Source organism: Rhizorhabdus sp. P4_G6 (genome assembly GCF_056401045.1).
On record NZ_JBFUKC010000013.1, the window covers coordinates 77,735 to 98,737 of the forward strand.

A 21,003-nucleotide genomic window follows, 5' to 3' on the forward strand; every position below is an offset into this window, starting at 1 on the left:
AGACGGTGACAATCGCATTGGATGAGGTCGTGGCCGTGGTCACGGGCGCGGCCGGCGGCATCGGCCGCGAGGTGGTCAAGGCGATGAAGGCGGCCGGCGCCATCGTCATCGCCACCGATCTGCCCGACAGCGCAGATGTCGGCGCCGATCATTATCTCCGCCACGACGTGACCAGCGAGACCGACTGGCGCGCCGTCGCGGCGCTGGTCCAGCGGGACTATGGCCGGCTCGACGCCCTGGTGAACATCGCTGCGGTCTCGGTGGTCGGCAAGATCGAGAGCACGCCGCTCGCCGAGTGGCATAGGATCAATGCGATCAATGTCGATTCGGTGATCATCGGCACACAGATATTGCTGCCGCTGCTGAAGGCGGGGGGCCAGGCGCGCAAGGGCGGCGCATCGATCGTCAATTTCTCCAGCGTAGGCGGGCTGCGCGGCGCGGCATTCAACGCGGCCTATTGCACCAGCAAGGCGGCGGTGAAGATGCTGTCCAAATGCATGGGGGCGGAGTTCGCCGCGCTCGGCTACAACATCCGCTGCAACAGCGTGCATCCCGGCGGCATCGACACCGGCATGCTGACCAGCATCATGGACAGCTATGTCGAGCTCGGCGCGGCGCCTTCCCGCGAGGCGGCGCTGCAGGCCGTGATCGCCGATCACCCGATCGGCCGCATGGGCCGACCCGACGAGATGGGTGGCGGCGTGGTCTATCTTTGCTCCGACGCGGCAAGCTTCGTCACCTGCTCGGAGTTTCTCATGGACGGCGGGTTCAGCCAGGTCTGACGCCGGGAGATTTGCTATGACGGAACAGACGTTCGACGTGGCCATATTGGGATCGGGTGCGGCGGGCCTCACCGCCGCGCTGACGGCGGCCGAGTTCGGCGCCAGCGTGCTCCTGGTGGAAAAGGGCGAGAAGATCGGCGGCACGTCCGCCTGGTCCGGCGGGCAGATCTGGATTCCCTGCAACCCCCATATGAAGGCATTCGGCAAGCAGGACAGCCGCGAGCAGGCCCTGACCTATCTCGCCTCGATGTCGAACGGGCTGATCGATCCCGATCTGGCCGCCGCCTATGTCGATACCGGCCCGGAGATGGTCGACTTCCTCGAAAAGCGGACGCCGGTGCAGTTCATGGTGGTGCCGCACTTCCCCGACTATCATCCCGAGCAGCCGGGCGCCGCCGCGCGCGGCGGCCGGACGCTGGAATGCCCGGTCTATCCCTATGGCGAATTGGGCGAATGGCGCGACCGGGTCGAGACCTCGCCTTATTACTGGCCGCACGTCTATTTCACCGTCGGCGAAACCTCGCTGGCGCAGGCCGTTCCCGACCCGCTCGATCCCGCCGAGGCGCAGCGCCGCGCCGACAATGACGAGCGGGGCCTTGGCCATTCGCTGGTGGGTAGATTGCTGCGCGGCTGCCTCGATCGCGGCGTCGCCATCGAACTGGGCACCGGCGCGGAGGAACTGATCCTCGAAGACGGCGCCATTGCGGGCGTGGTGCTGGCGGACGGCCGACGGATCGCCGCGGGCAATGTCGTCATCGCCACCGGCGGCTTCGAGCATAATGAGGCTTTCAAGAGGGCCTTCCTGCGGGGTCCGCTGCAGAATGCGGTGTCGATCCGCACCAATACCGGCGACGGGCTCAAGATGGCCATGAAGGCCGGGGCCATGCTGGGAACGATGCGCGAGGCATGGTGGATGCCGGTGGTGGAAGCCCCGGTGAACGCGATGGGCGTCAATCTGTTCACGGGCGAGCGTACGCTGCCGGGCTCGATCATGATCAACAGGGCGGGCCGACGCTTCACCAACGAAGCCGCGAACTACAACGCCTTCGGGGCGGCATTCCACGAGCAGGACCAGAACAGCTGTTCGTTCAGAAACCTGCCGGCCTGGTGTCTCTTCAACCAGGATTTCTATGATAAATGGGGCTTTTGCGACAGCCTGCTGATGGGCAGGACGGAAGGCCGGCGACAACCCGCCGACTGGATCGCGCGCGGCGAAACGCTGGAGGAGCTCGCCGCCGCGATCGGCGTGCCGGGCGGTGCCCTGGCGGCTACGGTGGCCCACTGGAACGAGATGGTCGAGCGCGGCGCGGACGAGGATTTCGGCCGTGGCAACAGCTATTATGACCTTTACTGGGGCGACCCCAGCCACAAGGGCGAGAAAGCCGCGACGCTTGGCAAGATCGAAGGCGGCCCCTTCTATGCGGCCGAAGTAAAGAGCGGTGCGCTGGGCACGAAGGGCGGCCCCCAGACCGACAGGCTGGGACGCGTCGTCGACCTGGACTTCAAGCCTATCGAAGGGCTCTATGCCGCCGGCAACGCCATGGCATCGATCATGGGCATGACCTATGGCGGCGGCGGCGGCACATTGGGGCCGGGCATGGTGTTCGGCTATCTCGCAGGCAAGCACGCGGCACAGCGCAACGCCACGCAGCGGGGCCGCACCGCATCAGCATAGGGGCTGGCGGTCACGACCCCTCCCAAGGAAGCGCGAGTGGTGAAGCGAGGGCGCCGTGGAAGCGGCCGGGTCAGTCCTTGCCGCAGACCATATCGTTCAGAAGCTCGTGGAAGCGCTGCACGCGTTTTTCCTGTCTCGGCAGGATGCAGCCCTTGAAGCCGCGCGAGTTCAGCCCCTGCTGCTGGCTGGTGCCGATCGACAGATCCTGATCGGCCACATAGCCGAGCGACTGGCCGTCGCCATAAACCGAATGACGATGCTCGGCATGCTCCAGCGGCACCATGCCGATCGGCGTTTCGACCTCGGTCATCCCCGCGACGTCCGGCACCAGGATCCAATGCTGGAAGACGCATTTCTCGGGATCGCTCGGATGCGGCTCGGTGCGCAGGATCTGGCATTGCTCGGGCGACATGGTCAGCGTCAGGTTGGGGAACAGCGTGCAATGGAAATAGTCGACCAGCTGCTGGTCGGACATGCTGGCATAATTCACATATCCCCGCTCGGGCCCCAGCCGGCGCTTGGCTTCTATGACGGCCTGCCGGATGTCGCCGGTGCGGCCCGTGTACGCGCCGGAATCGATCCCCCAGGCGCGGGCGACCGCGTCCAGCGGAGCCGGCACCTCGCCGCTGTGAAAATCCTGGCGCGTGGTGGCCTGGTGGCCCTTCATCCACATCGAATTGTGGCCGCTCGGATACATTTCGAACAGCGTGTCCGGCAGCCCGTCGTTGATGAAGGTCGAAAGCTCCGGGTGAATGGTCGGAAGATGGTAGCTTTCGTTGAAATTGTCGCGGATGATCTTCCAGTTGAAATCGCAGTCCGCCGACAGGTCGAGCACCCGCACCCAGCTTTCGAGGCCATAGCCGGCCAGCCGCTCGGGAAAAGGCGAGAGCCATTCGTGAAGCGGCGCGACGTCATCGTCCATGCACCAGAACACGAACGGCCCCCATGTCTCGCACCGCAGCGGCGTAAGCGTGACCTTGCCGCACGGGCTGCCGCCGGCGAAGTCGTCAGGATCCTGGACATGGATGAGCGTACCGTCGGTATCGAACTGCCAGCCGTGATAGGCGCAGGTGATGCGCGGGACGCTGCCGGAATCGACCTGCATCAGGCGGTTACCGCGATGCGGGCAGCTATTGTAGAAAGCCTTGATCGAGCCATCGGCCTGGCGGATCATGATGACCGATTCCTTGCCGAAATTGTGGCGGATGAAATCGCCTTCTTCCTCCAGCTCCGCCAGCACGCCGCCGAGGTGCCACACCTTCGGCCAGAGATGCCTCTTCTCCAGCTCCATCCATTCGCGGGTGGTGTAGCGCTCGCCGGTGATCCGGTCTCCCCGAACCGGCGGATCGAATTCCTGGGAATAGCGGGAGAGCATCGGCCCGGCGTTCATTGCAGCATCCTCCATTCGCTTTTATTCCCACCATCAGGCAGTTGCCGGCTGAAGCTGACTCGGTCTTTGTCCGATGGTGATAGACTTGCCCACGGCCATGCTCCACCTCGCCATTGTAACAGTAAGCTTGCGACCGGTGGCGGCCAGCGACCTCGCACACTGGCAGGACAGACAGTTTACCGGGCCGCCACAGTGTAGCAGTCGGGAATGAACCACAGGCGAGAAGGAAGGATGCATATGGCTAATGTTGCAATTACCGGCGCGGCGCGCGGGATCGGCCTCGAACTGGCGCGGCAGCATGTGGTGGCAGGAGACCATGTGTTCGCGCTGGCGCGGAACCCCTCGACGGCAGATCGGCTGAACGCGCTGGCAGCCGCATCCGGCGGGCTGATGACGGTTCATGCCATGGACGTGGGGGACGATGCCTCGGTCAAGGCGGGGGCCAAGGCGACCGGCGATGGCCGCATCGACCTGCTCTACAATGTCGCGGGCGTGGGCGGCGTGGTGAAACCCGAACTCGACGGCGTCGACTGGGATTCGTGGGACAATGTCTTCAACATCACGGTCAAGGGGCCGCTGCGTGTCCTCCAGGCCTTTCTGCCGCGGCTCGAGCCAGGCTCGAAGGTGATCAACTTCTCCAGCCAGGTGGGCGCATCGCCATGGCCCTATGGCGGCTTCTACGCCTATGCGGCAGCGAAGGCCGCGCTGGGCCGGCTAATGCGATCAGTCGCGGTAGACCTGAAGCCACGCGGCATCATCGTCGGCATCATCCATCCGGGCCATGTGCAGACCGACATGGGCGGGCCGGGGGGGGAGATCACGCCGGAAGAAAGCGCCACCGGCGTGCGCGCCGTCGCGGCCGGCTGGACGCTCGAACAATCGGGCGATTTCTACAAGTGGAACGGCGAACCCCATTCCTGGTGAGACCCATCGCTGAAGCGAGGTGACGTCGGTGGCGATCAGGCGTGGGCTTCGAGCCAGCGCCTGGTCGCCGCGGCTACCGCCCGGGCCCGCAGCACCGGATCGCCGAACGCTTCGCGCAGTGCGCGCGAACGCAATTCGATCGACAGCGGAATGTCGGCCGGTAGCGCGGCGAGCAAGGCCGTGAGCGGCAGCCCGCCTTCGCCGCATTGCTCGCGCAGGTCGACCGCGTCGATGATCACGGCCCCGAAGTCCGCCGGATCGGGCCGCGCGGTGCGCGCATCGCAGAACTGGGCATAGGGCAGCAGGGCCGGATCGACGGCGGCGATTTCGTCGAGCGAACTGCCCGAGCGGTCGACATGGATCGGATCGATCAGCAGCGCGCGCAGCGGATGCGCGACCCGGTCGAGCACCGCCAATGCGCTGCGCAGATCTTTCACTTCGGTGAAGACGCCGAACTCCAGCGCCACGCGCATTCCCGACGGCTCGGCATGCCGGCACAATTCGGCGAGCCGCGCGGCGGTACGGCCATGATCCGAATCCGAAGACACGCACAGCACATTGGCCGCCCCGAGTTCCATTCCGATGTCGATGACCCTGCGATGCTCGTCCATCGCGCTGTCGGGCTTGAGCCAGATGACCTCGACATCCAGCACCGGCAGCCCGGCATCGTCCTTCGCCGCCCGCGCCTCGCGCACGAGCGCCGGCGTCCAATCTCCCGGTTCGATCCACAGCCCGACCGCATCGAACCCGGCCGCCGCCGCCGCGCGGATCGTCTCAAGCGGGCCGGACTCCGGCAGGACGCCGGAGGCAAGTGCGATCGGACGCCCGGCCGAGCCGGTCACATCACGGGCTCTGCCGCCGAGGCATCGTCTTCCAGATACCAGTTCAGCCACTCATGGAAGTACTGGTTGGCGCGCTCGTTGCGGCCGAACACCAGATGGTCATGGGCGCCGGCTTCCAGGCCCTTCTGTATCTCGAGGCCGATCACATAGTCCTCGGTATAGGTCACATCGCGGAAGAAGTTCATCGCCGCCTCGGCCTTGAGGCGGTCTTCCTCATCACGGATCGGCTCGCGGCGCAAATAGCTGAGCACGGTCCGGTTGCGATCGGGCGTCGGTCCTGGGAAAATCTGGGCGACCTGGGTTATTTCCGGGGCGACGAAGACCGACACGTTGGGAAAGAAGATCCGCACGAAATCGAAGCCGTTATTTTCCTGAAGACCCCACTGCTCGCGCGGGAGCGGCCGCAGCGCCTCGGCGATCCGGCGCTGCGGAAAGCCGATGCGGATGTTGGGGCCGAAGCCTTCGTAATGCATGCAGTTGGATGGCGTGCGCGGCGCGATGGTTTCCGGATGAAGCGAGGCGAAATGATAGCCTTCGAGATAGCCGTCGAACGCGATTTTCCAGTTCGCCCCTTCGATCGTCCGCGAGCCGAGATAGGTCCAGTCGGCGAAGTCGAGCGCTTCGAAATCCTCCAGGAACCCGCGGAAATGACGATCCAGATCGAGCAGGCCGTTGGGCGTCAGGCATGCGAAGATCATGCCCGCGCGTTCCTCGCAGGGCAGTTCGCGCAAGCCGCGATGTGGCTTGTCCACCTCGCCGAAGGTGCCCGCCTCGGCCACGGCGAGGAGCCTTCCATCCTGTCCGTAGGTCCAGCCATGATATTTGCAGGTGAAGCGCGGGCAGTTGCCATGGCCCTCGCTCGCGACCGGCGCGCCGCGGTGCGCGCAGACATTGAGGAATGTCCGCACCTTGCCCGCCTTGTCGCGGTTGATCAGCAACGGCAGGCCGACCGCTTCCATCGCCTTGTAGTCGCCAGGCTTGGGCAGCTCCGCGGAGAAGGCCAGCATCAGCGGCGCCCGCTTGAAGACCAGTTCCATCTCGGCGAGCCACTGGTCGCGGTCCGTGTAGCTGGCCGTGGGAACCTCCAGCGTCGTGGCGCCCTGATGGGTCTTTCTGTTCTCGACATAGTCGAGCATGATCTCGGCAACCTCGCCGACGCGCTGGATGCGGTCCACTATCTTCTCCCGATATTATTTGCCGAAGCGGATTTCAGCAGAGCATGGACAGTCCGACAAGCTGGGACAGGTGACAGGTACGAGCCGGCATCGCCAGCTTGCCTTTTGGCCAGTTGGCAGGGCGGGCCAGACGGAGCAGCCAGACGCCATGGAAGAGAGGAACACCCCACCCTGGGCCTGGCTGAGCATCCCGGCGCCACATCAAGCCGCCTATGCCGGCACCGCATTGTGGGATGAACGCACGATCGCTGAGCAGGCTTTCGCACTGGCCGACGAGGACCCCGATTTCGTCGCCATCATCGATGGCGAGGCGCAGCTTAGCCGTGCCGAACTGATCACGGATGCCGAAGCATTGGCGGCCGGGCTGTATCGTCGGGGCCTGCGCAGCGGCGATGTCGTCGCCTTCCAGATCCCCAACTGGCGAGAGGCCGCGGTCATCAATCTGGCAGCGGCGATGTCCAACCTGATCGTCAACCCGATCGTGCCGATCTACCGCGATCACGAAGTCACATCGATGCTCGGCGACTGCCGCGCACGGGCGTTCTTCGTTGCCGACCGTTTTCGCGGTTTCGACTTCGCGGCGATGGCGCAACGTGTACAGGCGGACCTGCCCGATCTGGCGCATATGTTCACCGTGCGCGGCGAAGGGGCGGACGATTATGCCGCGCTGCTGGCCGAAGGACAGGGGGTGGCGTTCGCGCGGCCACGGGTCGATCCGCTTGGCGTCAAGCTGATCCTCTACACGTCGGGCACGACAGGACGACCCAAAGGCGTGCTGCACAGCCATGTGACGCTGGGTCGCATCTTGCGGACCAGCGCCGCGCATTGGGGGCTGGCACCTGGCGCCGGAACGCTGATGCCATCGCCTGTCACCCATGTTTCGGGCTATGCCAATGGGCTGGAGGCGCCCCTCATGTGCGGGACGCGCGCCGTCCTGATGGAAAGCTGGAATGCGGGCGAGGCGGTCACGCTGATCGACCGGCACCAGCTGGTCGGGACGGTTGCGGCAACACCGTTCCTGGTCGAGCTCGCCGCCGCTGCGCGGGACAGCGGCAATCGCCTGCCGTCGTTCCGCTTCTTCGCATGCGGCGGCGCGGCCGTGCCCGACGACCTTATTCCTGCTGCCAACACCGCCTTCGCCAATGCTCGCGCCTTTCGGGTCTACGGTGCCTCGGAAGTTCCGCTCGTCAGCTTCGGCTGGCCGCATGACGAGGTGCTGGCCGCGACCACCGATGGCGAGATCGTCGACTATCAGTTGCGCATCGTCGACCATGACGAGCATGACTTGCCCGACGGCGAGGAGGGCGAAATCCTCGCGCGCGGGCCTGGCATGTTCATGGGCTATGCCGATGCCGAACAGACGGCGGAGGCGATCACGCCCAACGGCTTCTTCCGCACCGGGGACCTGGGCGTCCGCAGCCCCGAAGGCGCGATCACCATCACCGGGCGCAAGAAGGATCTGATCATCCGCGGCGGCGAGAACATCTCGGCCAGGGAGATCGAACAGGTGCTGCACCGGCATGGCGATGTGCGGGAAGCCTGTGTCGTCGCCATGCCCCATGCCCGGCTGGGGGAAGGCGTCTGCGCCTTCGTCATCCTTCGCCAGGGCGCCGCTGCGGACGGTGCTGCGCTCGCGGCGCATGTCGCGGCGAGCGGCCTGGCCAGGCAGAAGATTCCCGAACGCTTCGAGTTCGTGGAGGACTTCCCGCGCACCGCCTCGGGCAAGGTCCGCAAGGATCAGCTGCGCGCCGAGATAAAGGAGCGGCTTGCCGGCTGCTGAGTCCAGCCCGGCCCTGATCAAAAGGCGAGTGGTGCAGGCAGGGGCCGCCAGCGACAACCGACGCCACCGAAAAAATGGACGAGAGGTGCATCGTGGATCTGGGACTCAAGGGCAAGAAGGTCATCCTGACCGGCGGCAGCCGCGGCATCGGGCGCGCAGCGGTGGAAATCTTCGCGGAAGAAGGGTGCGATATCGCGTTCTTCTCGCGCAATCCCGAAGGGGTGGCGCAGACCGTCGAGTCCCTATCGCGCCATGGCGGCAAGATCATCGGCGAAGCGCTCGATATGGCCGATCATGAAGCCTATACCACCTGGCTGAAATCGGCGGCGGACCGGCTGGGCGGCTGCGACATCTTCGTGCCGGGCGCCAGCGCGTCCGGCTCGGGCGCGACCGGCGACTGGGATATGTGCTTCAATGCCGACGTCAAGGGTACGGTGATCGGCTGCGAGACGCTCGAGCCCTATCTCGAAAAGTCGGGCTCCGGCTCGATCGTCATCATGTCCAGCACCGCGGCGTTCGAGAATTTCATAGTCCCGCAAGCTTTCAACGCGCTGAAGGCGGCGTTGCTCACCTATTCCTCGCAGCTCGGCCAGGCGCTTGGTCCGAAGGGCATCCGCGTCAATGCGGTGTCGCCTGGTCCGATCGCCTTTCCCGGCGGCAACTGGGAAGCGATCAAGGCGGCGGCGCCCGAACTCTACCAGGCCACCGAGGCAGGCTTTGCCCTCGGCCGCTGGGGGGGGCCGGACGAGGTGGCGAGGACCATCGTGTTTCTCGCGAGCCCCGCCGCATCCTACACGACCGGCACCAATGTCGTGATCGACGGCGGCTATACCAAGCGGGTCCAGTTCTGACGATCGGCGGCGCGATCCCGACCCGGGCAACGTATTGCCTGTTTCGTTAAGCTAACCCGCTCATCCAGAGTAGGGGCTGAGCCTGGCGAAGCATGTCCTGAGCGCCTGCCTTGGCAGGCAGTCGAAGGGCCCCGTATCGAAGGACGATCCTTCGATACGCCATTTCGACTTCGCTCAATGGCTACTCTGGATGAGCGGTATCTTGTTCAGCTTAAATGAACAGGCTCTATTGCCGGGTCATCGCGCCGCCATCGACGAAGAAGCCCTGCCCCGTCATGAACCGCGCGTCGTCGGATGCAAGGAAGGCGATGACATCCGCGATGTCATCAGCCTGTCCGAGCCGGCCGAGCGGCGCCTTGTTCTCCCAATATGTCCTGAACTCCGGCATCTGGCTGAAAGCCGGCGCCGTCATGGGGGTATCGATGGCGCCGGGCTGCAGGCAGTTGGCAGTGATCCCAAACGGGCCCAGCTCGCATGCAACCGATCGGGTCATTCCCAGCACGGCATGCTTCGATGCGCCATAGGCGACCAGCCCGGCGTCGCCGAACCGCGCCAGCGTTGAACCGATCGTGATGATGCGGCCATGGCGGGACCGTTTCAACGCCGGCACGGCATCCCTGATCAGGCGAAAAACCGCGGTGAGGTTGACCGCCAGAACGAGATCGAAATAGGCGTCGTCATGCCCTTCCAGCGGATGGAAGGCGCTGACGCCGGCACAAGGCACCAATATGTCCAGCCCGCCATGCCGCTCGATCGTCTCGGCGACCAGCCGTGCGTTGATGCCCGCTGCGGTCACGTCGGCATGGCAATCGACATCGCCCTTCAGATCCACCGAATAGACCCGCGCGCCAGCGGCGGCGAGGCGCTTTGCCGTGGCTGCACCGATCCCCGAGGCCGCACCGGTCACCAGGGCTATGCGTCCATCGAGGCGGCGATCCGCGGGCGCAGGCATCATGCGACCTTCAATACCAGCTTGCCGGTATTGGCACCCGTGAACAGGCGCATGAAGGCGGAAAGGGCGTTCTCCAGCCCCTCCTGCACATCCTCGTCCATGCGGAGCTTGCCTTCGGCAATCCACTGCGCCATCTGCGCCCCGCCTTCGCCGAACCGGTCGACATAGGCCGCAATCAGGAAACCATGGATCGTGGCTTGCTTGACCAGAACCTGCCACAGATTGCGGATGCCGACCTTCTCGGGCGAATTATATTCACTGATCAGCCCGCACAGGACCACGCGGGCGCGGGGCGCGAGGTTCATCAGTTCGGCATCCATCACTAGGCCGCCAACATTCTCGAAGACGATGTCCGCGCCAGCGGGCGCCGCAGCGGCGATTTCGGCGGTCAGCTGGTCGACGGTCTTTCCCTTGTAATCGATCGCCGCATCGAAGCCGAACGCGTCGATCAGCCTCCGGCATTTCTCGCCGCCGCCGGCAATGCCTATCACCCGGCAGCCCATAATCTTGCCGATCTGGCCCACCGCCGATCCCACAGCTCCGGCCGCGCCCGAGATCAGCAGGGTTTCCCCTGCTTTCGGCCGGGCCGCGTCCAGCAGTCCGAAATAGGCGGTCAGCCCCACCGCGCCCATGGCGGACAGGAAGCTTGCCGGGCTCGGAGCGTGGGAGATGTCGATGCGGCTGGTGAACCCACCTGGGGCTACTACCGAATAGTCCTCCACGGCGTTGAGGCCCATCACCCAGTCGCCCGGCTGGAAGTCAGGGTTCGCCGAGGCATGGACGACGCCGACGGTGGTGGCCCGCACCGGATCGCCCAGCGCGATCGGCGGCATGTAGCTCGGCGCATCGTCCATCCAGCCGCGCTGCGCAGGATCCAGGGAAATATAGTGGTTGCGGACGACGAAGCTGCCCGCCGCAGGCTGCGGCACGGGCTCCTTGGCAAGCCGGAAATCCTCCGGCACGGGCATGCCATGCGGACGGCGGACCAATAGAAACCGTCGGTTCATCAGCATCTCACTCTCCCATCCAGCGCTTGTCTGCGATGTCGCCGAAACGAGTCACCTGTAACAAATCCCAGTAGGGCCTCCCGGGTCCAGCCGGTAGAAGCATCGGACAGATAACCGCCCAGAAGCGATGCAACCAAAGGTGAGGAAAATCATGCGATCCAAATTGGCGCACCCAGCTCTTCTCTCGGCACTCGTCACCACTTCACTGGCGAGCTACTCGGTACCTGCTTTCGCGCAGACCGCCGCCGAAACCCCTGCTGCGGCAGAGGCGACCGATGCGAACGAGATCATCGTTTCCGCCCGTCGCCGCTCCGAAACACTGCAGGAAACCCCCGTCGCGATTACCGCAATAAATGCGGCGATGATGGAGAACAAGGCATCGACCAACATCGGCGACCTGCAGGGGGCCGCGCCGAACCTGTTGATCACCCAGCAGAACTCCGGGGCGCAAGCCGCCAACCTTTCGATCCGCGGCCTCACCTATGCCGACATCGAAAAATCGCAGGAGCCGACTGTCGGCGTCGTGATCGACGGCGTGTTCATCGGCACCAATACCGGCCAGTTGCTCGACTTCTTCGATATCGAGCAGATCGAAGTGCTTCGCGGTCCCCAGGGAACGCTGTTCGGCCGTAACACCATCGGCGGCGTGATCAATATCCAGCGCACCCGGCCGACGATGACGGCAGGCGGCAGGTTCGAGGCGTCCTACGGCAAGTTCGGAACATGGGCGACGCGGGCGGTGGCCAATATCGGCGATGGCGAGACGATCGGCCTGAAGGGCTTCTTCTTCCATAATGAATCGGATGGCTATTACCGTAACGCGGTGACCGGCAAGCGCACCGGCGGCGCCAACAACGACAATTACGGCGCTTCGCTGCTGTTCAAGCCGCGCGAGAGCAGCTTCGACGCGCTGCTGACGCTCGAGAAGCAGAATCAGACGTTCGACGTGGTCAACAGCAACATCGCCCGGACCGGCGAAGTATTCTGTGGGTTCGAGCCGGCGGAACAGTGCAACCGCAACACCAGGGGCGATCTCTACACCGTGTTCAACAGCCCGGCCTCGAGCAAATACAGCGCGCCTGCCGGTACTCTGGAAATGAACCTCGATGCCGGTGCGGTCAAACTGACCTCCATTACCGGATATCGCAAATCCAGGGAGACACAGACGCAGGATTTCGATGCGTCGACCGCCGATCTTTATTATGTGTATCGGAAACAGCATTATCGGCAGTTCAGCCAGGAGCTGCGGGCTTCGGGCAAGGTCGGTTCGTCGTTCGACTATGTGGTCGGCGGCTTTTATTTCAACTCCCGCTACGACCTGACCCAGTGGACGCGCCTGTTCGGCTTCAACACGGCGATCGATCCCAGGGTCGCCGACCTCAACCCGCAGACCGTTATCGGCCACACCAAATCCTATGCGGTCTTCGGTGACTTCAACTGGGCCTTCGCGGATCGCTGGCGCCTGTCCTTCGGCGGTCGCTATACCCATGACAAGAAGGAGCTGACCAACAGCTTCGCCCAGACCGGGACCGTCGGTAACGGCAAGGGAAGCTTCAACAAGTTCACGCCGAAGGTCGGCGTCGACTTCCGCCCCAATGATGATGTCATGGTCTATGCCAGCTGGTCGCGCGGATATCGCTCAGGCGGTTTCAGCCCGCGTGCGGCGACGGCAATCACGGCCGGCACGCCCTACGCGCCCGAGACGGTCGACAGCTATGAAACCGGCGCAAAGCTGAACATGCTCGACCGCAAGCTGCAGTTCAATATTGCCGCCTTCGTGTCGAAATATAAGGACCTTCAGCAGAACACGACGATCCCCGGCGGACCGACCGGAAACCAGACCATCACGTCGAACGTCGGCTCTGCGACGATCAAGGGCATCGAGTTGGATGTCACGCTGCGTCCGGTCGAAGGGCTTCGCTTGACGGGGACGATGGGTTTCCTCGATACCAAGTTCAAGAACTTCATCGTAGGCAATATCGCGCCGGTGGGCGGGGCGATCGTCCCGTTCGACTATTCGGCCAACAATCCGATCTACAGCCCGAAATTCTCCGGCTCGGTGGGCGCGGAATATACGATGCCGACCTCGTTCGGCAAAGTCGTGACATCGGTCGGCCTGCGCCACATCAGCCCCTATGACCAGCAGATCTCGCTGGGCACGCTGAGCGGCAACCTCACCACCGGTCCGGTCATCGTCAACGGCAATGATCCGCGTGTTCGCACCGATACGCAGAACCTGCTCGACGCCAGCATCACCGCCAATTTCACGCTGGGCAATACCGATGCCTATCTGACGCTGTTCGGTCGCAACCTGCTCGACGACAGGGGCACGACCGCCGCCTTCACGGTGGCTGGCCTGTGGTCCTTCGCCTCGGCGCGCGAGCCGCGGACCTATGGCGCGACCGTCGGCGTGAAGTTCTGATCTCCGTCGATTGACAACCTTGGAGGCGCGGGCGGAATGCCCGCGCCTCCGATCTTTGCAGGACATGCCATGAACCGTCTCGCAGGCAAGATTGCGCTCGTAACAGGCGGCGCCTCGGTCCCCGGTCTCGGCAGCGCGACCGCGCGCTGCTTCGCGCAGGAAGGGGCGACCGTCTATGTCACCGACCGCGATGGCGCCGGCGCGGAGGCGGTGGCACAATCGATCCGCGACGCCGGCGGCAAGGCCCGCGCGCTCGCGCATGATGTGACCAGCGAAGCGGACTGGGATGCCGTCATGGCGGCGATCCAGGCGGAGGAGGGCCGCCTCGACGTACTGATCAACAATGCCGGCATAGCCGTGCTCGGCCCGCTGGAAGGCGTGACCACCAATGATTGGCGTCGCCAGCTCAACGTCAATCTGGACAGCGTATTTTTCGGCTGCCAACGGGCCGTTGCGGCGATGCGCGCGTCGGGTCGCGGCGGTTCCATCGTGAACATCTCGTCGGTCCTCGGCCTCATCGGCGTGCCGGGCTGCACGGCCTATGCGGCGGCGAAGGGCGGCGTCCGCCTGATGACCAAGACGATCGCGCTCGAATGCGCGACCGACGCGATCCGGGTGAACTCGGTCCATCCCGGCATGATCGCGACCAATATCCAGGGGGACGCTCTCGCGGACAATGCCGAGAATTACGACGCGACGATCGCGCTCATCCCGATGCGGCGCATGGGTGCGCCCGAGGACGTCGCCTACATGAACCTGTTCCTCGCCAGCGACGAATCCAACTATGTGACCGGCGCCGAGTTCGTGGTCGATGGCGGCATGGTCGTCGGATAAGGACCGCGCTCAGCCGGGCAGGCACACGATGACCTTGCCGATGTGACGGCCAGCGAGCATCGCGCCATAAGCTTCCAGCGTGTTTTCAATGCCGACATATTCCGCAAAGCGCATTGCAAGCCGGCCCTCCTCCAGCCACTGCTGCAGCCTGGGCATGAACTCCCCACCGCGCTGGAGGAAATCGGGGATGAAGAAGCCCTCGATCCGCAAGCGCCGCATCAGCACCTGATCGAACCGCGCCGGGCCGGGAAGCGGCGCGTCATTGTCGTAGGCGGCGACCATGCCGCACACCGCGACACGGCCATAGAGCGCCATGTTGGGCAGGACGGCGTCGAGCAGCGGCCCGCCGACATTGTCGAAAAAGCCATGCACGCCGCCATCGATCCTGGCGAGTTCGCGCGCGACATCCTGGTTGCGGTAATCGATCGCGATCTCGGCCCCGATCTCGTCGCGAAGATAGCGGCATTTCTGCGGTCCGCCGGCAATCCCGATCACGCGGGCGCCGAGGTTGCGGCCGATCTGACAGGCCAGGCTACCCGTCGCGCCGGCAGCGGCCGAGACCGCCAGCCATTCCCCCGGCCTGATCCGGGCCACTTCGGCCACCCCGACATAGGCCGTCCAGGCGTTCAGTCCCAACGCCCCGAAATGCTGGCGAGGATCGGCAACGCCGTCGTCCACCACCTCCAATCCGGCAGCGTCGGGCCGCACCGTCGAATATTCCGACCATTGGCCGAATCCCCGCACCAGCGCCCCCTCGGCGAAGCGGGGATCGCGGCTCTCCGACACCCGTCCGAGGCACAGCCCGACCATGCGGCTGCCGAGCGGCAAGGGCGGCTGGTATCCGTCGGTGCGCGGGCTCATCCACATCCGCGTTCCGGCGTCCATCGATAACCACTGCGCCGCAACCCTTACCTCGCCCGCCGCCAGCGGCGGCAGGATTTCGTTCCGCAGACTGAGCGCCGCAGCGAAATCCTGGCCGTGGGGATGACGATCGAGCTGCCAGAAGCGATTGCTAGCCATGGCGGCGCGCGACCGCCGGAACGGTGCCGGTCCGCACGGCTTCAAACCCCTTTGGGAGCGTGTTGGCGATGGATATTGCGGAACGACCGGCTGCTGAACAGCCAGCGGCCGTCGACCTTGACGCACGCATCTTCATATGTGCCGCGGTCGCGCATGGTGACGTCGCCCTGATCATAAACTTCCGACGTATAGCTGCGCATCGTCGCACGATCTCCGTCGACCTCGATGGCGCCGGGCCAGGCTTGAAACGTGATGCCGGGATAGGCCTTCATCGCCTCGGTCCACATCGCGACGATGGCGTCCCGGCCGCGCGTGACGCCAATCTCCGGGTAATCGGGCAGCGACCATTCAGCGTCTTCGGCCCAGGTGGCGGCCCAGGCGATGGGATCGCAGCGGGTTACCGCATCGGCATAGCTTTCCAGCAATTCGCGTATCGCGAGACGGTCTTCGGCGGGACCGGTAAAGGGCATGACAGACTCTCCCAAAGCTCGTTTTTCGATCAGATCAGGACCAGGGTCTTGCCGATGGTCCTGCCCGACATCAGGTCAATGAACGCCTGCGGCAGCGTTTCGAATCCGGATCGGACATTGGCGAGCGGCTTCAGCAGGCCATCGGCGACCCAGCCGTCCAGTTCGCGCTGTGCCTCTTCCAGGACGTCAGGATAATCATAGGTGATGAAGCCCTCCATGCGGATGCGGTTGACCACCAGCCGCCACAGGGTCGTCACGCCATGGGGTCGATCGGCATCATTATACTGACCGATCATCCCGCACACTGCCACGCGGCCATGCAGCCGCATCAACGGCAGGATCGCTTCGAGCGTCTCCCCGCCGACATTGTCGAAATAGACGTCGACCCCTTCGGGCGCGGCACGCGCGATTTCCGAGGCGATATCGGGCGTGGCGCGATAATCGATCGCGGCATCGAAGCCGAGATCGCGGATGACCCGTGCCTTCTCCGGCGATCCGACGAGGCCCACGACCTTGCAGCCGCGCGCCTTCGCGATCTGGCCGACCGTCGACCCGGTCGCGCCGGCGGCCGCGCTGACCACCACCGTCTCGCCAGGCTTCGCCTGCCCCACCGCGAACAGGCCGACCCAGGCCGTCAGCCCGACCGGGCCGAGCGCGCCCATATAATGATGCAGCTCCGCACCGGGACGCGGATTGACCGCTTCCAGCCCCAGCGCATCGGCCCCGATCACATAATGATCCGACCAGGTCGCGAAGGCGCGCAGCACGGTACCGACCGGCCAGGCCGGATTGTTCGACTGCACCACCTCGCCCAGCGACATGCCCTTGATCGGCGCGCCGAGCGCGACGGGTGGCAGATAGCTCGGCCGATCGTCGAGAAAGCCGCGGATCGCCGGATCGACCGAGCCGACCCGCATCTTCACCAGCATTTCGCCGGGGCCGGGTTCGGGCATCGGCGCTTCGACCAAGGCGAAGTCATCCACCACGGGGATGCCGACGGGCCGGCGGACGAGAATGATCTGACGAATGCCGTTCATGGCGAGGATCCTAGCCGCAAAGCTGCCGCCGCAAGGCTAGCCATATCGCTAGGTTCACGGCGCGGCGCATTGGCGGAGAAATGACCATGAGGAAAATACGGCAGCGCGCAGGAGAAGAACATGGTCATGTCGGCCTCGGAGATGCTTCAACTCGTCGATGATCTCTACGCAGCCTCCGGCGCGGGGGACTGGGACAGGGCAGCGTCCCTGCTGACAGAGGATTTCTTCATCACCGAAGCGGACGGGTTGCCCATGGCTGGCGTCTACCGCGGACGGAACGCCCTTCGCGATCTCTATTCAAAGGTCATGGGCATGATGGACGTCGCGGCACTGGAGCGGGTGCAGACGACCGTCGGCGGCGACATCGTGGTGGCCGTCCTGGCGTTCAGGTTCGCCGATCCAGCGCTGGCGCCCGCCGAACTGTGCGAACTGTTCCGCTTTCGGGACGGGAAATGCTGCGAGATAAAGCCTTATTATTTCGATCCGGAAACCATCATCGCGGCCTGCCGCGCGAAAAAATAGGCCTGCCCTTGCCCAGCTTCAGGGTTTTGCGTCCGCCTTCTCCTCTGCCCCACGCTCGCTCGGATCGGGTTTCAGCGGTCGCATGAACCACAACGTCGCCATGGTGAAGATCGCCAGCATCACCGCCACGTCGTAGCTGCCGAGCCCGGCCGCGACACCGATTGCTCCGGTCACCCACAGGCTGGCGGCAGTCGCCGTGCCCTTGACGGAATTGCGCTGCTGCAGGATCGCGCCGCCGCCAAGGAAGCCGATGCCGCCGATCACCCCCTCGAGCACGCGCGCCATCGCACCGGCATCGTCGGCGGTCAGCACTTCGACCGCCTGGACGAATCCGCAGCTGGCTACCGCCACCAGCGGGAAGGTGCGGACGCCGGCGCTGCGCTCTTCCTTCTCGCGGTTCCAGCCGATCGGCAGCGCCAGAAGATAGGCGATGCTGAGCGCCAGCAAATGGGGGAGGAGATCGAAATGGTCTGTCATCCGCGCACCTGGCAAGACGCGCCCGTCCACACAGACGCACCGGTCAACGCATTATCGGGGACATCGCTCCGACGCTGCGCGCCCTTCTCCGGCACATCGCGTTGAAGGCAGCGAGGAGACTGACATGGCGAATTTACCCGAGCCACCCGAAGATCCCGTGGAACCCGATCCTGCGCCTGACGACGCGATAACCGTCGACCCGATTGTCGAGGAGATCGAGGAGAGCGGCGAGCCGTCCGGCGGCAACTTCGCCTGATCGCCTCGATTCGCCGACCAAGGACGGCATTGACGCGCGGCGCGGCGCGGCACAGTGCTGCAGCATGGCCGACGGCGACAGCTTCACGATCACGAGCGAGGTCTGGTTGTGGAAGCCGACATCGCGGCCATCCGGCGCGGGCTGGCATTTCCTGACGATCGATGGCCAGACCGCCGCCGAGATCCGCTTCGCCGCGCTCGGGAGGACCGGCGGCTTCGGCTCGATCAAGGTCGAGGCGCGGATCGGCGGCACGTCCTGGAAGACGTCGATCTTCCCCCAGCGCGACAGCGGCGGCTTCATCCTGCCGATCAAGGCCGATGTCCGGAAGCGCGAAGCGCTCGGCGCGGGTGACGTGGCGACCGTGGAGATCAGGGTCTAGACTCAATCCCGTTCAGATTGAACCAGATCGAGTCTAGAGCCATCTTCGCGTCGGCTCGCGTCCAAACCTCGGGCGAAAACGCCAGCTTTCGCCGATTGCTCCCTGAGGCATCATCCGAGTGGGCTATGGGTCGTTTCACGCCAATCTGCCGTCGGGTACCAAGTGTGTGATTTTGGCGACTAGATACCTGTACGGACTCGAAATGGACGGCCGTCACATCAGCGCGCATTGCAACACCAGCCATTGATGGCGGAAAGCGCACACGCTAGGACTTCAATCGCATTCGACTTAAATAGCGCGTAACATGTAATGCTGTATGCATACCACAATGCAACGACACAGTACTCGTAATAATTACTTAACAGACTTGCGATACTTTTCAGGGGCCATTCCCATTGATGCATAAAAAGCGCGGCGAAACGAAGCTGCATCATGATATTGGCTGCGTAGTGCTATTTCCGTTACGGAGATGTTCGTTTCTGCTAGTAAACGAGAAGCCAAGCCTATCTGGCAACTTTTGCGAATCGTGCGGAGGGAGGCGCCCTCGGCTGCCAAGCGTCGGCGAAATGTCGGGACAGTTAGCGTGAATATCCTGGCAAGGGCAGGCATTGTTGGAATAGGGGAGTTGAAATCCAAAGCGGCATGGATTGCCCGCTGGACCTTATCATTCAGACTTGGTGCACCGTCTTGTGAGCGGATCATATCGAATGGAAGAATTTCGAGGATCTCCGGCAGCTCTCGATATGTTCTTTTGACAGTGTAGTTCAAATAGGATTCAGGGAATATAATAGCGCTACGCGGTTGGCTAAATTTTGGGCGGAAGCCGATGAGGGCATTGAATGCCGTTTGTTCAACGCCCGCCGGAAAATCCAGCGACATGTCTGTCAGCGGAATATCTTCCCGGATCAGCCATCCGAAAAGCCGATAAAAGTAGGCAAGCGCGTACATGGTAACCAACAGATTGGGAACATCGCGATCGCGATTACCCAAATCGAGCATCAGAGTCGCCATGCCTTCCGAAAGCGTCAGGCGCAGATGCCCCCGGTTCGCAAGCATCATCTCCTGAAACCCGGACGCAACCGTAATCGCCGTTCTTAGGCAAGGGCAGGATAGGACCGAGTGCGCGAGGAAGGTGAAATAGCTCGCCGGCAGCGGTCTGACACCGTCACGTCCACATGCCCGATTGTGAAAGATGACCACGCAATGTCCGGACAATCGAGAGAAGCGTTCCCATGTGATTTCCGCTTCCCCTCCCCGCCAGAGCATTGGCCTGAGATCGAGCAGGCCCGCGCTGCTTAGTGCTTCCTCGATGTTACCGCCCGTGGCTTCCAGCACTTCCAGAAGTGCTTCGACAGCTGACAAGGACACCACTCCAGCGCCGCTTTGCGCATTGATCCTCACAGTCGGCGCCTCCGCAAAATCGCGAGCAATTGTGACGCGTTATATGAGCAAACATGTCCTGCTCAAGTCAAGCCAGCGAGATCAAAACGGGGCGTTTCCTGAACAGGGTGCCCGGAACTCGGCTCCCGGCGTCATGGCACTGCGCCGAGTGGAGCCACGGCACCCGAATGGAACGACCGTCCCAGCAGGCGGGCGATGCAAGGAAGGAATCTCGAAGACATGGTCGAAAGGCAAGATGCGGCGTCACCTCTGGCCGATATCATCAAGAGATATCAGGAGGAACGGGAAATACGGGTGCGCACAGACAGTGCTGGTCAGTATTTGCGGCTAAAGGACCCAGCAGCAGATATTACCGACAGCCATCAAGCGGGCAATAACTCGCGCAATCTCGTCAACGAGGATGTGGAAGTAGTAATTGTCGGTTGCGGATGGGGCGGCATAGTCGCGGGCGTGGAATTGCGCAAGGCTGGCGTTGAGAACATCCGAATGATTGACAAGGCTTCGGGATTTGGTGGCGTATGGTCTTGGAACCGCTATCCCGGTGTTGCCTGCGACACCGACGCTTACATCTACATGCCGTTACTCGAAGAAATGGGGGTCATGCCCACAGCGAATTATGTGAGCGGCGATGAAATTCTTGCCCATGCGACCAGGGTTGCCCACCGGTTCGACCTCGATCAAAATGCGTTATTCGAAACTGGTGTTACCGAAGCTCGATGGGATGAAGATGCGGGTCGCTGGGCGGTCTGCACGGACCGTGGCGATGTGCTGCGCGCGCGATTTCTCATGATGGCGCCTGGTTCGCTC

At 63.8% G+C, this 21,003-nt stretch carries 21 protein-coding genes; 11 read left to right on the forward strand and 10 right to left on the reverse strand.

The genetic code is table 11. The features are described from left to right. Window positions 1-5: 5 nt before the first annotated feature. Both AC1DPF_RS14035 and AC1DPF_RS14040 read left to right on the forward strand, forming a co-directional pair. Window positions 6-782, forward strand: coding sequence for an SDR family oxidoreductase (locus tag AC1DPF_RS14035; RefSeq protein ID WP_477872337.1), 777 nt, complete (start codon window positions 6-8; stop codon window positions 780-782). Between the two features lie 16 nt (window positions 783-798). After that, window positions 799-2,457: an FAD-dependent oxidoreductase gene (locus AC1DPF_RS14040; RefSeq protein WP_477961975.1), complete on the forward strand. Its 1,659-nt coding sequence runs from the start codon at window positions 799-801 to the stop codon at window positions 2,455-2,457. Window positions 2,458-2,527: 70 nt separating this feature from the next. On the opposite strand, the gene AC1DPF_RS14045 is transcribed toward AC1DPF_RS14040, so the two are convergent. Then, on the reverse strand, window positions 2,528-3,847 hold the full coding sequence (locus AC1DPF_RS14045; RefSeq protein WP_477961977.1) for an aromatic ring-hydroxylating oxygenase subunit alpha: 1,320 nt from the start codon (window positions 3,845-3,847) through the stop codon (window positions 2,528-2,530). Between the two features lie 237 nt (window positions 3,848-4,084). On the opposite strand from AC1DPF_RS14045, the gene AC1DPF_RS14050 reads away from it, so the two are divergent. Continuing rightward, window positions 4,085-4,771, forward strand: a complete 687-nt coding sequence (locus AC1DPF_RS14050; RefSeq protein ID WP_477872331.1) for an SDR family NAD(P)-dependent oxidoreductase — start codon at window positions 4,085-4,087, stop codon at window positions 4,769-4,771. 35 nt (window positions 4,772-4,806) lie between these two features. Here the strand turns inward: AC1DPF_RS14050 and AC1DPF_RS14055 are convergent, their stop codons facing one another. Both AC1DPF_RS14055 and AC1DPF_RS14060 read right to left on the reverse strand, forming a co-directional pair. Further along, window positions 4,807-5,613 carry a sugar phosphate isomerase/epimerase family protein gene (locus tag AC1DPF_RS14055; protein ID WP_477961979.1) on the reverse strand — a complete coding sequence of 269 codons (807 nt, stop codon included), beginning with the start codon at window positions 5,611-5,613 and terminating at the stop codon, window positions 4,807-4,809. Continuing rightward, window positions 5,610-6,788 (reverse strand): aromatic ring-hydroxylating oxygenase subunit alpha, encoded by a 1,179-nt coding sequence (locus AC1DPF_RS14060; RefSeq protein ID WP_477872327.1) that lies wholly within the window; start codon window positions 6,786-6,788, stop codon window positions 5,610-5,612. The genes AC1DPF_RS14055 and AC1DPF_RS14060 overlap by 4 nt, the downstream gene beginning before the upstream one ends. A 148-nt stretch (window positions 6,789-6,936) precedes the next feature. On the opposite strand from AC1DPF_RS14060, the gene AC1DPF_RS14065 reads away from it, so the two are divergent. Together AC1DPF_RS14065 and AC1DPF_RS14070 are read left to right on the forward strand one after the other, a co-directional pair. After that, window positions 6,937-8,568: an AMP-binding protein gene (locus tag AC1DPF_RS14065; protein ID WP_477961981.1), complete on the forward strand. Its 1,632-nt coding sequence runs from the start codon at window positions 6,937-6,939 to the stop codon at window positions 8,566-8,568. Between the two features lie 92 nt (window positions 8,569-8,660). Beyond that, window positions 8,661-9,419 (forward strand): SDR family NAD(P)-dependent oxidoreductase, encoded by a 759-nt coding sequence (locus AC1DPF_RS14070; protein WP_477872323.1) that lies wholly within the window; start codon window positions 8,661-8,663, stop codon window positions 9,417-9,419. A 226-nt stretch (window positions 9,420-9,645) separates the two neighbouring features. On the opposite strand, the gene AC1DPF_RS14075 is transcribed toward AC1DPF_RS14070, so the two are convergent. Beyond that, entirely contained in the window at window positions 9,646-10,374 is a 729-nt protein-coding gene (locus AC1DPF_RS14075) for an SDR family NAD(P)-dependent oxidoreductase (protein ID WP_477872322.1), read from the reverse strand. Further along, window positions 10,371-11,384, reverse strand: coding sequence for an NADP-dependent oxidoreductase (locus tag AC1DPF_RS14080; RefSeq protein WP_477961983.1), 1,014 nt, complete (start codon window positions 11,382-11,384; stop codon window positions 10,371-10,373). Before AC1DPF_RS14080 ends, AC1DPF_RS14075 begins: the two co-directional genes overlap by 4 nt. Before the next feature lie 145 nt (window positions 11,385-11,529). On the opposite strand from AC1DPF_RS14080, the gene AC1DPF_RS14085 reads away from it, so the two are divergent. Beyond that, complete coding sequence (locus tag AC1DPF_RS14085) at window positions 11,530-13,800, forward strand: TonB-dependent receptor (protein ID WP_477961985.1); 2,271 nt, start codon at window positions 11,530-11,532, stop codon at window positions 13,798-13,800. A 69-nt stretch (window positions 13,801-13,869) separates the two neighbouring features. Next, the gene (locus AC1DPF_RS14090; protein WP_477961987.1) at window positions 13,870-14,634 is read left to right on the forward strand and encodes an SDR family NAD(P)-dependent oxidoreductase; all 765 of its coding nucleotides are present in this window, start codon (window positions 13,870-13,872) and stop codon (window positions 14,632-14,634) included. Between the two features lie 9 nt (window positions 14,635-14,643). Here the strand turns inward: AC1DPF_RS14090 and AC1DPF_RS14095 are convergent, their stop codons facing one another. Genes AC1DPF_RS14095 through AC1DPF_RS14105 form a run of 3 tightly spaced genes read right to left on the reverse strand, consistent with a single transcriptional unit; the run spans window position 14,644 to window position 17,161 of the window. Next, window positions 14,644-15,654, reverse strand: coding sequence for an NADP-dependent oxidoreductase (locus AC1DPF_RS14095; protein ID WP_477961989.1), 1,011 nt, complete (start codon window positions 15,652-15,654; stop codon window positions 14,644-14,646). A 41-nt stretch (window positions 15,655-15,695) separates the two neighbouring features. Then, the gene (locus tag AC1DPF_RS14100) at window positions 15,696-16,124 is read right to left on the reverse strand and encodes a nuclear transport factor 2 family protein (RefSeq protein ID WP_477961991.1); all 429 of its coding nucleotides are present in this window, start codon (window positions 16,122-16,124) and stop codon (window positions 15,696-15,698) included. 29 nt (window positions 16,125-16,153) lie between these two features. Next, window positions 16,154-17,161 carry an NADP-dependent oxidoreductase gene (locus AC1DPF_RS14105; RefSeq protein ID WP_477961993.1) on the reverse strand — a complete coding sequence of 336 codons (1,008 nt, stop codon included), beginning with the start codon at window positions 17,159-17,161 and terminating at the stop codon, window positions 16,154-16,156. Window positions 17,162-17,281: 120 nt separating this feature from the next. Between AC1DPF_RS14105 and AC1DPF_RS14110 the strand changes: the two genes are divergently transcribed. Next, window positions 17,282-17,683 (forward strand): nuclear transport factor 2 family protein, encoded by a 402-nt coding sequence (locus AC1DPF_RS14110; RefSeq protein WP_477961995.1) that lies wholly within the window; start codon window positions 17,282-17,284, stop codon window positions 17,681-17,683. A gap of 18 nt (window positions 17,684-17,701) precedes the next feature. Here AC1DPF_RS14110 and AC1DPF_RS14115 read toward each other — a convergent pair whose 3' ends face one another. Continuing rightward, window positions 17,702-18,160 carry an MgtC/SapB family protein gene (locus AC1DPF_RS14115; RefSeq protein ID WP_477872308.1) on the reverse strand — a complete coding sequence of 153 codons (459 nt, stop codon included), beginning with the start codon at window positions 18,158-18,160 and terminating at the stop codon, window positions 17,702-17,704. 124 nt (window positions 18,161-18,284) lie between these two features. Here AC1DPF_RS14115 and AC1DPF_RS14120 point away from each other — a divergent pair, with 124 nt between their 5' ends. Both AC1DPF_RS14120 and AC1DPF_RS14125 read left to right on the forward strand, forming a co-directional pair. After that, window positions 18,285-18,416 (forward strand): hypothetical protein, encoded by a 132-nt coding sequence (locus tag AC1DPF_RS14120; RefSeq protein WP_477872306.1) that lies wholly within the window; start codon window positions 18,285-18,287, stop codon window positions 18,414-18,416. A gap of 64 nt (window positions 18,417-18,480) precedes the next feature. After that, window positions 18,481-18,795 carry a DUF1905 domain-containing protein gene (locus AC1DPF_RS14125; RefSeq protein WP_477961997.1) on the forward strand — a complete coding sequence of 105 codons (315 nt, stop codon included), beginning with the start codon at window positions 18,481-18,483 and terminating at the stop codon, window positions 18,793-18,795. Between the two features lie 354 nt (window positions 18,796-19,149). On the opposite strand, the gene AC1DPF_RS14130 is transcribed toward AC1DPF_RS14125, so the two are convergent. Next, window positions 19,150-20,196 carry a helix-turn-helix transcriptional regulator gene (locus tag AC1DPF_RS14130; protein WP_477961999.1) on the reverse strand — a complete coding sequence of 349 codons (1,047 nt, stop codon included), beginning with the start codon at window positions 20,194-20,196 and terminating at the stop codon, window positions 19,150-19,152. Between the two features lie 219 nt (window positions 20,197-20,415). Here AC1DPF_RS14130 and AC1DPF_RS14135 point away from each other — a divergent pair. Further along, a partial coding sequence (locus AC1DPF_RS14135; protein WP_477962001.1) for an NAD(P)-binding protein occupies window positions 20,416-21,003 on the forward strand: 588 nt, incomplete at its 3' end.

Bases quoted from the DNA above. Each gene is read 5' to 3' on its own strand.
- AC1DPF_RS14040 (WP_477961975.1), top strand. From the start codon at position 799: ATGACGGAACAGACGTTCGACGTGGCCATATTGGGATCGGGTGCGGCG.
- AC1DPF_RS14045 (WP_477961977.1), bottom strand. From the start codon at position 3,847: ATGAACGCCGGGCCGATGCTCTCCCGCTATTCCCAGGAATTCGATCCG.
- AC1DPF_RS14050 (WP_477872331.1), top strand. From the start codon at position 4,085: ATGGCTAATGTTGCAATTACCGGCGCGGCGCGCGGGATCGGCCTCGAA.
- AC1DPF_RS14065 (WP_477961981.1), top strand. From the start codon at position 6,937: ATGGAAGAGAGGAACACCCCACCCTGGGCCTGGCTGAGCATCCCGGCG.
- AC1DPF_RS14075 (WP_477872322.1), bottom strand. From the start codon at position 10,374: ATGATGCCTGCGCCCGCGGATCGCCGCCTCGATGGACGCATAGCCCTG.
- AC1DPF_RS14080 (WP_477961983.1), bottom strand. From the start codon at position 11,384: ATGCTGATGAACCGACGGTTTCTATTGGTCCGCCGTCCGCATGGCATG.
- AC1DPF_RS14085 (WP_477961985.1), top strand. From the start codon at position 11,530: ATGCGATCCAAATTGGCGCACCCAGCTCTTCTCTCGGCACTCGTCACC.
- AC1DPF_RS14090 (WP_477961987.1), top strand. From the start codon at position 13,870: ATGAACCGTCTCGCAGGCAAGATTGCGCTCGTAACAGGCGGCGCCTCG.
- AC1DPF_RS14095 (WP_477961989.1), bottom strand. From the start codon at position 15,654: ATGGCTAGCAATCGCTTCTGGCAGCTCGATCGTCATCCCCACGGCCAG.
- AC1DPF_RS14100 (WP_477961991.1), bottom strand. From the start codon at position 16,124: ATGCCCTTTACCGGTCCCGCCGAAGACCGTCTCGCGATACGCGAATTG.
- AC1DPF_RS14105 (WP_477961993.1), bottom strand. From the start codon at position 17,161: ATGAACGGCATTCGTCAGATCATTCTCGTCCGCCGGCCCGTCGGCATC.
- AC1DPF_RS14110 (WP_477961995.1), top strand. From the start codon at position 17,282: ATGGTCATGTCGGCCTCGGAGATGCTTCAACTCGTCGATGATCTCTAC.
- AC1DPF_RS14115 (WP_477872308.1), bottom strand. From the start codon at position 18,160: ATGACAGACCATTTCGATCTCCTCCCCCATTTGCTGGCGCTCAGCATC.
- AC1DPF_RS14120 (WP_477872306.1), top strand. From the start codon at position 18,285: ATGGCGAATTTACCCGAGCCACCCGAAGATCCCGTGGAACCCGATCCT.
- AC1DPF_RS14125 (WP_477961997.1), top strand. From the start codon at position 18,481: ATGGCCGACGGCGACAGCTTCACGATCACGAGCGAGGTCTGGTTGTGG.